Source organism: Streptomyces sp. NPDC053542, assembly GCF_044544685.1.
Taxonomy (GTDB): domain Bacteria; phylum Actinomycetota; class Actinomycetes; order Streptomycetales; family Streptomycetaceae; genus Streptomyces.
The window spans coordinates 103,639-116,145 of the sequence record NZ_JBITXL010000008.1; the positions used below are offsets into that span (position 1 = coordinate 103,639).

The window sequence follows — 12,507 nt, forward strand, 5'->3', positions numbered from 1 at the left end:
TGCGCTGGGCTGGTACGTGCTGACGCTGAGCTGCGGGGGCCGGCCCGGCGGTCGGCCCGGTGGCGAGCCAGGCGGTGGGCCAGGCGGTGGGCCAGGTGGTGGGCCCCGGTGGCCGTGCGGCGTCCGGCCCGTGGACCGCCGGGGACAATCCGCCGGACATCCCATAGAGTCACGCTTTGGCAAAGAGGGGGCGGCGCGGCGCCTGGCGGGAAATGGCACGGCCGGCTCTGTTGTTGGCCGGTGGAGAGGCGCTGTCGCGCCGGGTTTCTGCCGGATTTTCGGAGGTAGCTCGCAGTGAGCCAATACGTGTCCCGGCTCCGCGGCCGTCCCCAGAGCCAGTTCGCGGGCCCCGCCCGGCTCCGGCTGGGGGGCTCCCGCAAGCCGCGCCGGGTGGCGATGCTGAGCGTGCACACCTCCCCGCTGCACCAGCCCGGCACGGGCGACGCGGGCGGCATGAACGTCTACATCGTCGAGCTGGCCAGGAAACTCGCGGCGCTCAACATCGAGGTCGAGATATTCACCCGCGCCACCACCGGCGCCCTCCCGCCCTCCGTCGAGCTGGCCCCCGGCGTCCTCGTACGCCACGTGGACGCGGGCCCGTACGAGGGGCTGAACAAGGAGGACCTGCCCGCCCAGCTGTGTGCCTTCACGCATGGCGTGATGCAGGCGTGGGCCGGCCACCGTCCCGGCCATTACGACCTGGTGCACTCGCACTACTGGCTCTCCGGCCACGTCGGCTGGCTCGCCGCCGAGCGCTGGGGCGTCCCCCTCGTCCACGCCATGCACACGATGGCCAAGGTCAAGAACGCCGCGCTCGCGGAGGGCGACACCCCCGAGCCGGCAGCCCGCGTCATCGGCGAGACCCAGATCGTGCGCGCCTCGGACCGCCTGATCGCCAACACCGCCGAAGAGGCCGGTGAGCTCGTCCGGCACTACGAGGCCGAGCCCGGCAAGGTCGCGGTCGTGCACCCCGGCGTCAACCTCGACCGCTTCCGGCCGGCGCACGACGCGACGGGCGGCATCGCCGCGGGCAGCGGCGTGGCGGACGCCCGGGCCGCGGCCCGGGACCGCCTCGGCCTGCCCCAGGACGCGCTGATCCCGCTCTTCGCGGGCCGCATCCAGCCCCTGAAGGCGCCCGACATCCTGCTGCGCGCGGTCGCGGTGCTGCTGGACCAGGACCCCTCGCTGCGCTCCCGGATCGTGGTCCCCGTCGTGGGCGGGCCGAGCGGCAGCGGCCTGGCCAAGCCCGAGGGCCTGCAGAAGCTGGCCGCCCGGCTCGGCATCGCGGACGTGGTGCGGTTCCGGCCGCCGGTCGGCCAGGACCGGCTCGCCGACTGGTACCGCGCGGCCAGCGTGCTGGTCATGCCGTCCTACAGCGAGTCCTTCGGGCTGGTGGCCATAGAGGCGCAGGCGTGCGGCACCCCGGTGATCGCGGCGTCGGTCGGCGGCCTGCCGGTCGCGGTGAAGGACGGCGTCAGCGGCTTCCTCGTCGACGGACACGACCCGGCGGACTACGCCCGTGCGCTGCGCCGCTTCGCCGACGAGCCCTCGCTGACGCTGCGGATGGGCGCGGCGGCCGCGCGGCACGCCGGGTCCTTCGGCTGGGACACCGCGGCCGCGGCGACGGCCGACGTGTACACCGCCGCGCTGCAGGAGCGGCGCCGTCGCCTACGATCACTGCATGGCTGACGACGCGCGGCAGATCATCGAGGCGACGCTCAACGACGCCGGACTGGAGTGGGAGTCCCCGGAGAAGGGCAGTTACGTCGTCAAGCTGCCCGGCACCCGCAAGCTCTCCACGACGTGCTCGCTGCTCGTCGGCAAGCACTCGCTGTCCATCAACGCCTTCGTCGTACGGCGCCCGGACGAGAACCACGAAGCGGTGCACCGCTGGCTGCTGGAGCGCAACACCCGTCTGTACGGCGTGAGTTACGCGATCGACAAGCTCGGGGACATCTATCTCGTCGGCAAGCTGCCGCTCGCGGCCGTCACCCCCGAGGAGCTGGACCGCATCCTCGGCACGGTCCTGGAGAACGCCGACGGCTCCTTCAACACCCTGCTGGAGATGGGCTTCGCGTCGGCGATCCGCAAGGAGTACGAGTGGCGGGTCTCGCGTGGCGAGTCCACGCGCAACCTCGAGGCGTTTGCGCATCTGACCGGCCAGGACAAGTAGCGCTTTCCGGCCCATTTCGCGGTCACCCTTCCCGGCTCTTCCACCGCCCTGTGAGCGCGTGCCATGCTCGCGGCCTCCTCTCCCATGCACCTCTTCACCTGCATGAAGGGCGGCCCATGGACATCAGCAGGCGCACCCTGCTGGGCAGCGCGACCGCCGTGGCGGCGGCCGCCGTACTGCCCGCACTCCCGGCCTCGGCGGCCGGTCGGCACCACGCACTCCCGGCCCCGGTGGCCGGTCATGGCAACGCACTCTGGGACGAGTTCACCGCCCGCCCCTTCACGCATCCGCAGATCCCGTACATCGGCCGGGCGGGCTGCCGGCGCGGCCCCCGGGCCGCCGGCGAAGGGCCCGAGATCGACGCGGTACGGGAGTACGGCGCCACCCCGGGCGGCAGGAAGGACTCGGCCCCCGCCCTCAACCGCGCCCTCGAGGCCGCGGGCCGGCGCGGCGGCGGCACCGTCACCCTCCCGCCCGGCACCTTCCGCATCGACGACGTCATCCGCATCGGCCACAGCAATGTGGTGCTGCGCGGGGCCGGCAGCGGCCGTACCAAGCTGCTCGCCACCAAGCACCTCACCGAGCTGATCGGCCCGTACGGCAGCCGGTACGGGGGCGACAAGTCCGCCTGGTCCTGGACCGGCGGCCTCATCTGGCTCTGCCCCACGGCCCGTTACGACTCCCTCGTCGCGGCGATCAGGAAGAAGCAGTGGCCGTTCGAGGGGTGGACGGGCAACCGGCGTGACGAGTGGCGCACGCTCACCGCCGTACGCCCCGCGCGCCGCGGCGACTGGACGGTGCAGGTCGCCGACACCTCGCGCCTGCGCCCCGGCACCCTCGTCCTCCTCCGGCTGGCCGACGACAAGGATCACACCCTCCTCCAGCACATGGCGGGCGGCGGCCCCGGCCCCGCCTCGTACACCTGGGACGGCAGGGTCAAACTCAACAGCTTCGTCCCGTACGAGTGGCCCGTACGCATCGTCCGTATCAAGGGTCGCGAGGTGACCTTCGAGCGCCCGCTGCCCCTCGACGTGCGCCCGGAGTGGGACCCGCGCCTCACCACCCACGTCCCCGCGCTCACCGGCGCCGGCGTCGAGGGCCTCACGATCGAGGCGGTCGAGACGCCGATGTCCCCGCACCTGCAGGACAAGGGATACAACGGCGTCCTCCTGCAGTGCGCGTACGACTGCTGGGTACGGGACGTCGTCGCGCGCCACGTCGACAACGGCATCGGGCTGACCGCCTCGTCCTCCTGCACGATCAGCGGCACCCGTATCGCGGGCCGCGGTTCCCACCATCCGTACTTCTGCCGCGAGGGCGCGCACGACAACCTCTTCGAGGACTTCGTGATCGAGAAGCGCAGCGTGCCCGAGCAGCCCGGCACCATGCTGCACGGCATCAACGTCGAGAACCTGTCCAGCTACAACGTCTGGTCGCGCGGCCGGATGGAGATGGGCACGTTCGACTCCCACCGCGGCATGCCGTTCGCCAACGTCCGTACCGACATCGTCATCAATAACACCGGCCGGCACGGCGGCGACCTGCGCGCGGGGCCCCTCTTCGGGGCCCGCTTCACCCACTGGAACGTCCGCGTCACCAACGGCCGGGCCGGCATGGTGAAGATCGACGGACTGGCCCCGTACAGCGTCACCGCCGGCATCTCCGAGGTCCGCGAGTTCGGCCAGATCGACGAGCCGGACTTCACCGGTGACCTGCACAGCAGGCTCGTGGCGTACGGCCGCCCGGGGTCGCTCAGGCCACGGAATCTGTACGAGGCACAGCGGCGGCTGCGTCCGTGACGGGCGTGGGGGGTGCGGCCTGCGCGCGCTCCTCCGCGTTCATCCGCCGCAGCAGCAGCCCGTAACCGAGCGCCGCCACCGTCCCGATCACCGCACTGGCCGACCAGAGGGTGGCCGGGCCGTAGTGGTCGATGACCGCCCCGCCGAGCAGCGGGGCGGCCAGCGAGGCCACCGACCAGGACAGCGAGTACATGCCCTGGTACCGGCCGCGGCCGTGGGTGGGGGAGAGGCGCACCACCAGCCCCATCTGCGTGGGCGAGTTGATGATCTCGCCGAGCGTCCAGACCGCGACGGACACCGCGAACAGCGCCACCGAACCGGCGAACGCCGTCAGCCCGAAGCCGTAACCGGTCAGCAGCGCCGAGCCGATCAGCAGTGCTGCCGGGCTGCGGTGCTCGATGAAGCGGGTCACCGGGATCTGCAGCAGCACGATCAGCACGCCGTTCGTGGCGATCACCAGTCCGAAGTCCGTGCTGCTGAAGCCTGCCTGACCCATGGTCACCGGCAGCGACACATACGCCTGCTGGAAGAGCAGCGCGAGCATCAGGTTCAGCCCGACGACGACCATGAAGCGCCCGTCCCGCAGCACTGTCATCATCGACACGCGCCGCCCGGACTCCTCCGCGGTGCTGTCCGCAGCCGTCTTTTCTCCTTCCTCCGGCCGGGACTCGGGCAGCTTCACGAAGACCACGACCGCGCAGGCCAGCACCAGCGCCGACTCACCGAGGAAGAGCAGCAGATAGCCGTACTGGGCGAGCAGCCCGGCCAGCGACGAGGAGATCGCGAAGCCCATGTTCAGCGCCCAGTAATTGAGCGCGAAGGCCCGCACCCGGTCCTCCGGGGCCACGATGTCCGCCATCATCGCCGCCACCGCGGGCCGCGAGCCGTTGCTCGCCATGCCCACCACCGCGGCCACCGCCGCGATGGCCACCGGGTTCTCCATGAAGCCCAGCAGCGCCACCGAGACCGCGGTCATCAGCTGCGCGATCAGCATCGTGGGCCGCCGCCCGAGCCGGTCGGTCAGCACCCCGGCGACCACCGAGGAGACCGCCCCGCCCAGCCCGTACAGGGCGCCGACCAGCCCCGCGTAGGACGCCGAGTACCCCCGCTCCACCGTGAGGTACAGCGCCAGGAACGTGGCGACGAACGCCCCCAGGCGATTGATCAGTGTGCTCGTCCACAACCACCAGAACTGCCGCGGCAGCCCCGACACACTCGCGACGACGGCTCGTCTCACCCTGACTCCCCCGTTAACCGTGTACGTACCGTGCACGTGTGGCGCCGATGTAAGTGGCGCTACCACCAAAGGGAAGCTACATACGCAGGTCAGCCACCGCCATTGAATTGACGCGAACCGTCAAACGTCGGCGCCCCGGCACAGACGAGCGCCCCGGATTCCACGAACCGGCCCCCTGCCTGGCCTGTCACCGTTTTCGATTAGTCTCAAAGACATGGCCGACGCACCGTACAAGCTCATCCTCCTCCGCCACGGCGAGAGCGAGTGGAATGCGAAGAACCTGTTCACCGGCTGGGTGGACGTCAACCTGAACGAGAAGGGCGAGAAGGAGGCGGTCCGCGGCGGTGAGCTGCTCAAGGACGCCGGCCTGCTCCCCGATGTCGTGCACACCTCCCTCCAGAAGCGCGCCATCCGCACCGCGCAGCTGGCCCTGGAGGCCGCCGACCGCCACTGGATCCCGGTCCACCGCAGCTGGCGCCTGAACGAGCGGCACTACGGCGCGCTGCAGGGCAAGGACAAGGCCCAGACCCTCGCCGAGTTCGGCGAGGAGCAGTTCATGCTCTGGCGCCGCTCGTACGACACCCCGCCGCCGGCGCTCGACCGCGACGCGGAGTACTCCCAGTTCTCCGACCCGCGCTACGCGACCCTCCCGCCGGAGCTGCGCCCCCAGACGGAGTGCCTCAAGGACGTCGTCGTCCGCATGCTCCCGTACTGGTTCGACGGCATCGTCCCGGACCTCCTCACCGGCCGCACCGTCCTGGTCGCCGCCCACGGCAACAGCCTCCGCGCCCTGGTCAAGCACCTCGACGGCATCTCCGACGCGGACATCGCCGGCCTGAACATCCCCACCGGCATCCCGCTCTCCTACGAGCTCGACGCCGACTTCAAGCCGCTCAACCCGGGCGGCACCTACCTCGACCCGGAAGCCGCCAAGGCCGCCATCGAGGCAGTGAAGAACCAGGGCAAGAAGAAGTAAGCCCACAGCAATAAGCCCCCTACCTGCGGTTTTCCCGCGAGTAGGGGGCTTGTCGCTGCCCGTGGGCCGTCTCTGGGCCGTCAGCTGTTTGATTGGGCCGTCCCGGTCGGAGCGAAGACAGCGGCCACGGCCTTCCGAGTCCGCTCCTGGCTCGACGGCAGGAGATGGGCGTACACCCGTAGCGTCAGCCCGGGGTCGGAGTGCCCGAGGTACTCGGCGAGCGCCTTCACGTTCTCCCCGGCGTCCAGGAGCACCGAGGCGTAGAAGTGCCGCAGCGCGTGCATCCCGTTCTCACGAGACTCGGCGTACGGCCGACCGCGCTCAGGAACCGAGATCACTCCAGCAGAGGCGAGCGCGGGCTTCCACGCCTCCTCGTTGAGTGACGTACGCCATACATGGCCACCACGCGGCCCGGTGAAGATCAGGCGTTTGGTCACCGGCTCACCGTCCGCCACCTTCCACGGCAGCGTGATCTCGACCGGAGGGAACTCCTTCATGTGAGCCCGCAAGGCATCCGCCACCGGCCCGGGAAGTGGCACATCCCGCAGCTTGCCGCCCTTCGGCGGGGCGAACACGGGCTTGCTCCGGCTCAGCTTGAGCTGCTGGACCACGTGGAGCGTGTCCGACTCGAAGTCGATGGCGTCCACGGCCAGGCCCAGGATCTCGCCCTGCCGCAGCCCGCAGCCACCACCCAGGTCGACCATCGCTCGATACCTCTCGGGCATGCCCGCCCTGACCGCGAAGACGCGTTCCGTCGTCCACGGGATCACCCGTTTGGTGTCCACGGCGGGTGGCCGGACCGAGCGAGCAGCGCACGGGTTACGGGGGAGGTGGCCATCGTCCACGGCTGCGCTCAGGGCAGCCCGCACGTTGGAGTAGATCGTCCGGGCGTAGGAGCCACGGACCCCGTTCTGCTGGAGCTGCCGCACCCAGTCCCGAATGTGAGCAGGTTGGAAGGAGCCGAGCGGCCGCGAACCGAGGTACGGGAACGCGTGCAACCGCAGCTGTGACTCCATGGACGCCTGCGTATTCGGATCGGCTCCCTGGGTGACGACCCACCGTTCGGCGTACTGCTGGAAGGTGGTTCGAGCCGCACGCGGGTCGATGTACTGGCCCCGAGACATGTCCGCCTCGACGTGGGCAAGCCACTGATCAGCAAGACGCTTCTGTCGGTCGGGGAACGACTTGTTCTTCTCCGTGCCGTCCGGGCCGATGTAGCGGGCACGGTAGCGCGAACGAGAGCCGTAACGGTCCGTCTTGACCTTGCGGGGCTTGCCGTCCGGTCCGATCTCGGTCTTGTACCAGCGGTCCTGGATGTGCCCGGCCATCAGGCGGCCTCGCTCATCTGCTCAGCGACCCAGCGGTGGACGACTTCGGGGTCGTAGCGGACGTGCTTGCCGACGCGGAAGCCGCGGGGACCGGTGCGCTTGCGGCGCCACTGGTAGACGGTCTCGACCGGTACGCCGAAGAGGTCCGCGAGGTCCAGCGGGGTCAGGAACCGCTCGGGCAGCGTGCGGGCGCTCATGTCCAGCTCTCCTCTGTCTCCAGTTCGGCGCGTACTTCACGAGCGATGTCGCGGTTGGCTTGGACCTCGCGGGCGAGGTTGGCGGCGAGCCAGGATTCGCCGGGGGTGTGGCCGTGTCCGGCGTAGGCCCAGTGGGCGATGACGCGGGTGGTGGCTTCGGGGTGGTCGTCGGGGTCGGGGAGGCCGAGGGCGGCGCGTTGTTGGGCGGCGCGGTAGTCGGCGCGGACCTGGCGGAGGGCGCCGAGGGTGGTGGAGTAGCGGCGGGACTTGGTGGAGAAGTGGCCGCGGAAGCCGAGCATGTGGGCCCACTGCCACAGCTTGCGGTCCGGGTAGAGGTCGTCCAGGTCGCGGCAGGCGCGGATGAGGCGGCGGGTGTGGTCGGGCAGGTCGGGATGCTTGTCCAGCTCGTGCATTTCGCCGATGCGGCGGTCGACGGTGCCGGTGGTCTCGGCGGCCTTGGTGGCGTACTTGGCCACGTAGGAGGCCACGGCCTGCTCGGTGAGGTCTTCGCCGTTGCCGAAGGCGCCGATGGGCCGGACGTCGAGCTGGGTGCCCCAGCGCAGGGTGCGAGCGGGCTGGTCCCCGACCGAAGGCAGCTCGATCTCCGCGCGGGCAGCAGCGGCCCGAAGGGCATCGGTGAGGAGGTCGATGGTCGCCCAGGCCGGGGGCGCGGTGTCGGGCCCGTCGGGTCCGTCGAAGCGGATGACGGCGTGGAAGTGGATGGCCCCGCGCTTTTGGTACTCGGCGACCTTGCCGTAGGAGACCCGGAGCTGTTCCTTGAGTGCCTTCTGGGTGATGCCGGCGCGCTTGGCCAGCTCGCGGGGGAGGTAGATGGTCACGTACCGCCACAGGTGTCCGGCGTGGTTGTTCCAGAGCACGGCGCCCGCGTAGTCGTAGGTCTCCGGGTTCAGGGCGGTGCCGAGTTCGGGGGCGTCGGCCTGGTGGTGGATGCCGCAGCGGCAGGGACGGTGGCCGTTGTCGGGGCGGTTGTGGACCGGGCCGAAGGAGGGGGCGGTGAGGGTGGCGAAGACGCGGGGGTGGTCGCGGACGGTCTCCGGGGTGCCCTTGGCTTCGTCTCCGGTGAGTCCGGCGCGGATGAGGTGGTAGGTGTCGCCCGCGTAGGTCCAGGCGCAGGACGGGCAGCGGGAGGCCCGGCGGTTGCCGCAGGCCACCCGGAGCCGCCCGCCGGGTTCGGCGTCGGTGGAGTAGGCGTGCAAGACGGTGCCGGTGGCCCGGTCGACGGTCTTGGTAGTGCCGGTGAGGTGGATGGGGTCGGCGCATCCGCCGGTGCGGCGGATCTGGTCTTCCCAGCGGTCGAAGCCGGGGGACCCGGCCACCCGGAGGAGGTCCCCCAGGGTGGTCGGGTCCAGGCCCGCCAGGGTGGCGGCGTCACTCACGCGGCCACCTCACGAGCAGCTGCACGACGGGCAACGGTCCCGGCGCCTTCGCAGGTCCGGCAGATGACGGTGAGGGTCGTACGGGAGCCGTCGGGGTTGGTCTGGCCGGTGGTGATGGCGACGGTGGGGAAGCCGTCGCAGTCGGGGCAGAGCCGGACGCGGGCAGGGGTGTTCTCGGGCATGATGAGGAGTCCCTTTCGGGTCAGCGGATCTGGAAGGGGTCAGGCGCCCGGGGCGGCGGAAACTTGGCGGTTGAGGCCGCCCCGGGGGCCGCTTAGCGCTTGCGGGCGAGCTTGAGCGAGATACCGGCGCCGCCCACGGTGGGGACAGCAGCGGCCGCAGCGGCGGCAGCGATCTGGAAGGCGATCGCGAGGACGACGATGACCACGGACGCGCCGACGGCGAGCGTGATAGTCAGCAGGATCGGGCCCGCGTAGGAGCGCGGCGGGGCCTGGATGACCACCACCTCACCGGGGCGGATGCCGGGCGGGATCAGGTCGGCCGGGCGGTGGTTGGCACGGAGCTGGGCGTCCGGGTAGCGCATGGGCCTTGCCTCCGTCCGGGTCAGGGGTTGCAGCGGTGGGTGCGGGCGGCGAGTTCGGCGGCGGACCGGTCCGGCTTCTCCACCGAGAAGCGGCAGCCGGGGGCGGTGCAGGTGGCGGTGTGCTTGGTCCGTCCCCGCCCGTCGTAGTAGGAGCCGACCTGGACGGGGCCGATGCGGATCACGTCGTAGAAGCGGTTCGGGCGCGGCATGGGGCTTCCTTTCAGGCGAGTTGGGCGGTGATGGCGTCGGCGAGCACCGGCGGAACACCGAGCCGGGCGCGGAGGGTGTCCGCGTCGATCGGGGTACCGGTGGCGGCCTGGTGGTTGTCGGCGACCTTCCGGGCGTGGGCGATCAGAGCCGGGGGCACGGTGGGTGCCGGCGGGGCAGGCCGGGGCGACGGCTCGACCGGGGCAGGCTCCGGCAACTGCTCGCGCACCGGCTCCGGTTCGGGCACCTTCTCGGGCTCCGACTCGGGGAGTTCCGCCGGGGAGGGCTCCGGGGCGCGTTCGACGGTGACCGGCTCCGCGACCGGTTCAGCCGCGGGCACCGGGGTGGGGTCGGTGACAAGGGTGTGGACCTGGCGCATGAGGGCGCCGAAGGCCAGGAGCGCGGCGGACGGCGGTACGGCTGCGACGACGTAGTCGAGGATCGGGGCGTTGGTGCCGACACCGGCGACGTTGAGACCGATGCTGCCGAGCGATCCGGCAACCGTCAGGCCGATGGCCCACCAGTCGGTCACATGCCGCAGCGCGGCGCGGAACATCAGGACCTCACCGGCCAGGATGAACAGGTCGATGGTGCCCGGCCAGGCCCAGCGGCGCACCGGGGATGCGGCGAGACCGTGCGACTCAGCGACCGAGGCGAGGTGCGCGTAGGAGAGCCAGAACGCGGCGATCGTGAGAGCCATGATCACGGCACCGGCGACGAGGATCGCGGTCCGTTCCGCCTGCGGCTTGGTCATCGCGTCCTCCTTTCGGTTTCAGGCATGGGCGGGGTAGGGACCTGGCGCGAGACGGTCACGCCAACCGTGCAAGGGGAGGGAGTTACTCGGTGACGGGCTGGGGCTTGATCAGCGAGGGCGCGTCAGCGGGTGTGGGGTCGGCCGGCACGTGCGGGCGGAACGGGGCCAGGTAGGGCAGGTCCGGCGTGAGGTGGGCGTAGTCCCGGCAGATCGCTGCCGCCTCGGTGGGGGTGGTTTCGGGGGTGCGGATGCGGGACCATCCGCCGGAGGAGTCTCCGGCCACCGCGATGCCGGGCCGATCCGGGGCGATCGAGGTGGCGGCGAACACCGCTTCCGAGGAGATGTCGTTCAGGCCCATCTCTGCGGTCTGCTTGTCGTTGACCCGATGGACGACGCGGCCGGTGAGCTGGGCGCGGAGCATGGTGGCGCCCTTGCCCAGTTCCGAGCCGAAGCGCTGGCCGCAGACCTCCAGGTAGATGCCGATAGCGCGGGCCATCTGTCCCAGGCGCACCATTTGCATGACCATCCGGTCCCGGCGTTCCTCGTCCTTCTTCGCGGCGGTCAGGAACAGTTCCGCCACCTCGTCGACGAGGACCACCAGCGGCACCGGGCGGACCTCTTCGGGCAGGTCCCACAGGTCCGAGACGTGGTACTCGCTGAGGAGATCGAAGCGCTTCTCCATCTCCGCGATCAGCACATCGAGCACCTGTGAGGCGTCCTCGGGGGTGGTGGCCAGGGCCGACAGGCGCGGGGCGTAGGCGCTGTGTTCCACCCCGCGCTTGCAGTCGATCCCGACCAGCCCCACCGGCAGCTTGGCCAGGCCGGTGATGAGGTTGCGCTGGTACATGGACTTGCCCGACTGGTTGGCGCCCAGGGTCAGGGCGTGGGGGACCTTGCGGTAGTCGCGGACGAAGACGGTCCCGTCCTCGCGCAGGGCCACCGGCACCACCATCGGTCCGGCCGCCCAACGACGGCGCGGCATCTTCACCCGGCGGAGCACGTCATAGCCGGTCATCCGCAGCTCCACCACGCCGGGCTTGGTCTCGGCGACGGTGACGGAGTGGACGCCCCAGGCGTGCCGGAGCCGTTCAGAAGCGGCCGCCACGTCCGAGGGCTCCAGCCCGGCAGGCAGCCGAAGCGAGGCGATCAGTCCGGTGGAGGTGCCCCGCAGGCGGCGGACCTTGGGCGGGACGGGCTGGACCTCGCGGCGGGCGACGTTGCGGACCATGAACGCCCGCAGCTTCGACGGCTGTACCGTCAGCCCGCACACGTCCATCGTGGTGCCGTAGGTGAAGGTGAAGCGGCCCATGGCGACCGGCATGCCCACCAGCGACCAGTACACGCGGGGAGCGTGGCCCTTGGCGTAGCCGAGGCCACCGACACCGGCGAGAGCACCGGTGGCCTCCAGCACCGTGGTCAGGTCCGTCATGATCAGGCACCCGCCGCAAGCGCGGCCGCGCGGAAGGCGATGCCGTGCCGCTTCTCGCCGTTGAACTCGTTCTCCCAGTCCCGCGCCTTGAGGCCCACGACCGAGACCGGCATGCCCGGCGTCAGGCCCTCGGGGACGCCCGTCTCCGGCACGGACACCTGGTAGAGGTTGCCCTCCCCGTCATCCGAGACCAGCAGGCCCACCGTCATCAGGTCGGCGCCGGTCTCGCGGTCCTTGGCGATCTCGCCCGTCTTCCGGTTGGCGACCTTCGGGGTCGGTGCGGTCGCGACGAACACCACGGCGGTCGACGTGTCGATCTTGAACGAAGGCATGAGGAACTTCCCCTCAGGAGGTGACTGACTTGGCTAGCCCGGTTGGGCACATGGCTAACGTAAGCAACATGGCTAGTCATGTCAACACCTGACTGTCCTGGCTGTCCCAATGTCAGTAGGGCCGCGTAGCATCG

14 protein-coding genes are annotated in these 12,507 nt (G+C 70.8%); 4 read left to right on the top strand and 10 right to left on the bottom strand.

Annotated features, from left to right (window positions below; translation table 11 throughout):
- Window positions 1–294 precede the first annotated feature (294 nt).
- The 3 genes from mshA to ACIGXO_RS23135 all read left to right on the top strand — a co-directional run bounded on the left by mshA (window position 295) and on the right by ACIGXO_RS23135 (window position 3,972).
- Window positions 295–1,689, top strand: a complete 1,395-nt coding sequence (mshA, locus tag ACIGXO_RS23125) for a D-inositol-3-phosphate glycosyltransferase (RefSeq protein WP_399789931.1) — start codon at window positions 295–297, stop codon at window positions 1,687–1,689.
- Window positions 1,682–2,173, top strand: coding sequence for a YbjN domain-containing protein (locus tag ACIGXO_RS23130; protein ID WP_399789934.1), 492 nt, complete (start codon window positions 1,682–1,684; stop codon window positions 2,171–2,173). The genes mshA and ACIGXO_RS23130 overlap by 8 nt, the downstream gene beginning before the upstream one ends.
- A gap of 116 nt (window positions 2,174–2,289) precedes the next feature.
- On the top strand, window positions 2,290–3,972 hold the full coding sequence (locus tag ACIGXO_RS23135) for a glycosyl hydrolase family 28-related protein (RefSeq protein ID WP_399789937.1): 1,683 nt from the start codon (window positions 2,290–2,292) through the stop codon (window positions 3,970–3,972).
- On the opposite strand, the gene ACIGXO_RS23140 is transcribed toward ACIGXO_RS23135, so the two are convergent.
- Complete coding sequence (locus ACIGXO_RS23140) at window positions 3,926–5,209, bottom strand: MDR family MFS transporter (RefSeq protein WP_399789939.1); 1,284 nt, start codon at window positions 5,207–5,209, stop codon at window positions 3,926–3,928. The genes ACIGXO_RS23135 and ACIGXO_RS23140 overlap by 47 nt on opposite strands.
- Window positions 5,210–5,423: 214 nt before the next feature.
- Between ACIGXO_RS23140 and ACIGXO_RS23145 the strand changes: the two genes are divergently transcribed.
- A complete protein-coding gene (locus tag ACIGXO_RS23145) occupies window positions 5,424–6,185 on the top strand; it encodes a phosphoglyceromutase (protein WP_030254751.1) in 762 nt (253 codons plus the stop codon).
- 80 nt (window positions 6,186–6,265) lie between these two features.
- Here the strand turns inward: ACIGXO_RS23145 and ACIGXO_RS23150 are convergent, their stop codons facing one another.
- The 9 genes from ACIGXO_RS23150 to ACIGXO_RS23190 form a co-directional block, all read right to left on the bottom strand.
- Window positions 6,266–7,513, bottom strand: a complete 1,248-nt coding sequence (locus ACIGXO_RS23150) for a tyrosine-type recombinase/integrase (protein ID WP_399789943.1) — start codon at window positions 7,511–7,513, stop codon at window positions 6,266–6,268.
- Window positions 7,513–7,710 carry a helix-turn-helix transcriptional regulator gene (locus ACIGXO_RS23155; RefSeq protein WP_399789946.1) on the bottom strand — a complete coding sequence of 66 codons (198 nt, stop codon included), beginning with the start codon at window positions 7,708–7,710 and terminating at the stop codon, window positions 7,513–7,515. The genes ACIGXO_RS23150 and ACIGXO_RS23155 overlap by 1 nt, the downstream gene beginning before the upstream one ends.
- Window positions 7,707–9,107, bottom strand: coding sequence for a replication initiator protein RepSA (gene repSA, locus ACIGXO_RS23160; RefSeq protein WP_399789949.1), 1,401 nt, complete (start codon window positions 9,105–9,107; stop codon window positions 7,707–7,709). The genes ACIGXO_RS23155 and repSA overlap by 4 nt, the downstream gene beginning before the upstream one ends.
- The gene (locus tag ACIGXO_RS23165) at window positions 9,104–9,289 is read right to left on the bottom strand and encodes a hypothetical protein (protein ID WP_399789951.1); all 186 of its coding nucleotides are present in this window, start codon (window positions 9,287–9,289) and stop codon (window positions 9,104–9,106) included. Before ACIGXO_RS23165 ends, repSA begins: the two co-directional genes overlap by 4 nt.
- Before the next feature lie 92 nt (window positions 9,290–9,381).
- Window positions 9,382–9,651, bottom strand: a complete 270-nt coding sequence (locus tag ACIGXO_RS23170) for a hypothetical protein (RefSeq protein ID WP_399789955.1) — start codon at window positions 9,649–9,651, stop codon at window positions 9,382–9,384.
- Between the two features lie 20 nt (window positions 9,652–9,671).
- Entirely contained in the window at window positions 9,672–9,860 is a 189-nt protein-coding gene (locus tag ACIGXO_RS23175) for a mobile element transfer protein (RefSeq protein WP_399789958.1), read from the bottom strand.
- A gap of 11 nt (window positions 9,861–9,871) precedes the next feature.
- Complete coding sequence (locus ACIGXO_RS23180; RefSeq protein WP_399789961.1) at window positions 9,872–10,612, bottom strand: DUF2637 domain-containing protein; 741 nt, start codon at window positions 10,610–10,612, stop codon at window positions 9,872–9,874.
- Between the two features lie 82 nt (window positions 10,613–10,694).
- Window positions 10,695–12,041 carry an FtsK/SpoIIIE domain-containing protein gene (locus ACIGXO_RS23185; RefSeq protein ID WP_399789964.1) on the bottom strand — a complete coding sequence of 449 codons (1,347 nt, stop codon included), beginning with the start codon at window positions 12,039–12,041 and terminating at the stop codon, window positions 10,695–10,697.
- Between the two features lie 2 nt (window positions 12,042–12,043).
- A complete protein-coding gene (locus ACIGXO_RS23190; RefSeq protein ID WP_399789967.1) occupies window positions 12,044–12,373 on the bottom strand; it encodes a hypothetical protein in 330 nt (109 codons plus the stop codon).
- Window positions 12,374–12,507: the final 134 nt, after the last annotated feature.

Coding starts and splice junctions, on each gene's coding strand:
- ACIGXO_RS23130 (WP_399789934.1), top strand. CDS start 1,682: ATGGCTGACGACGCGCGGCAGATCATCGAGGCGACGCTCAACGACGCC.
- ACIGXO_RS23135 (WP_399789937.1), top strand. CDS start 2,290: ATGGACATCAGCAGGCGCACCCTGCTGGGCAGCGCGACCGCCGTGGCG.
- ACIGXO_RS23145 (WP_030254751.1), top strand. CDS start 5,424: ATGGCCGACGCACCGTACAAGCTCATCCTCCTCCGCCACGGCGAGAGC.
- ACIGXO_RS23150 (WP_399789943.1), bottom strand. CDS start 7,513: ATGGCCGGGCACATCCAGGACCGCTGGTACAAGACCGAGATCGGACCG.
- ACIGXO_RS23155 (WP_399789946.1), bottom strand. CDS start 7,710: ATGAGCGCCCGCACGCTGCCCGAGCGGTTCCTGACCCCGCTGGACCTC.
- ACIGXO_RS23165 (WP_399789951.1), bottom strand. CDS start 9,289: ATGCCCGAGAACACCCCTGCCCGCGTCCGGCTCTGCCCCGACTGCGAC.
- ACIGXO_RS23170 (WP_399789955.1), bottom strand. CDS start 9,651: ATGCGCTACCCGGACGCCCAGCTCCGTGCCAACCACCGCCCGGCCGAC.
- ACIGXO_RS23175 (WP_399789958.1), bottom strand. CDS start 9,860: ATGCCGCGCCCGAACCGCTTCTACGACGTGATCCGCATCGGCCCCGTC.
- ACIGXO_RS23180 (WP_399789961.1), bottom strand. CDS start 10,612: ATGACCAAGCCGCAGGCGGAACGGACCGCGATCCTCGTCGCCGGTGCC.
- ACIGXO_RS23185 (WP_399789964.1), bottom strand. CDS start 12,041: ATGACGGACCTGACCACGGTGCTGGAGGCCACCGGTGCTCTCGCCGGT.
- ACIGXO_RS23190 (WP_399789967.1), bottom strand. CDS start 12,373: ATGCCTTCGTTCAAGATCGACACGTCGACCGCCGTGGTGTTCGTCGCG.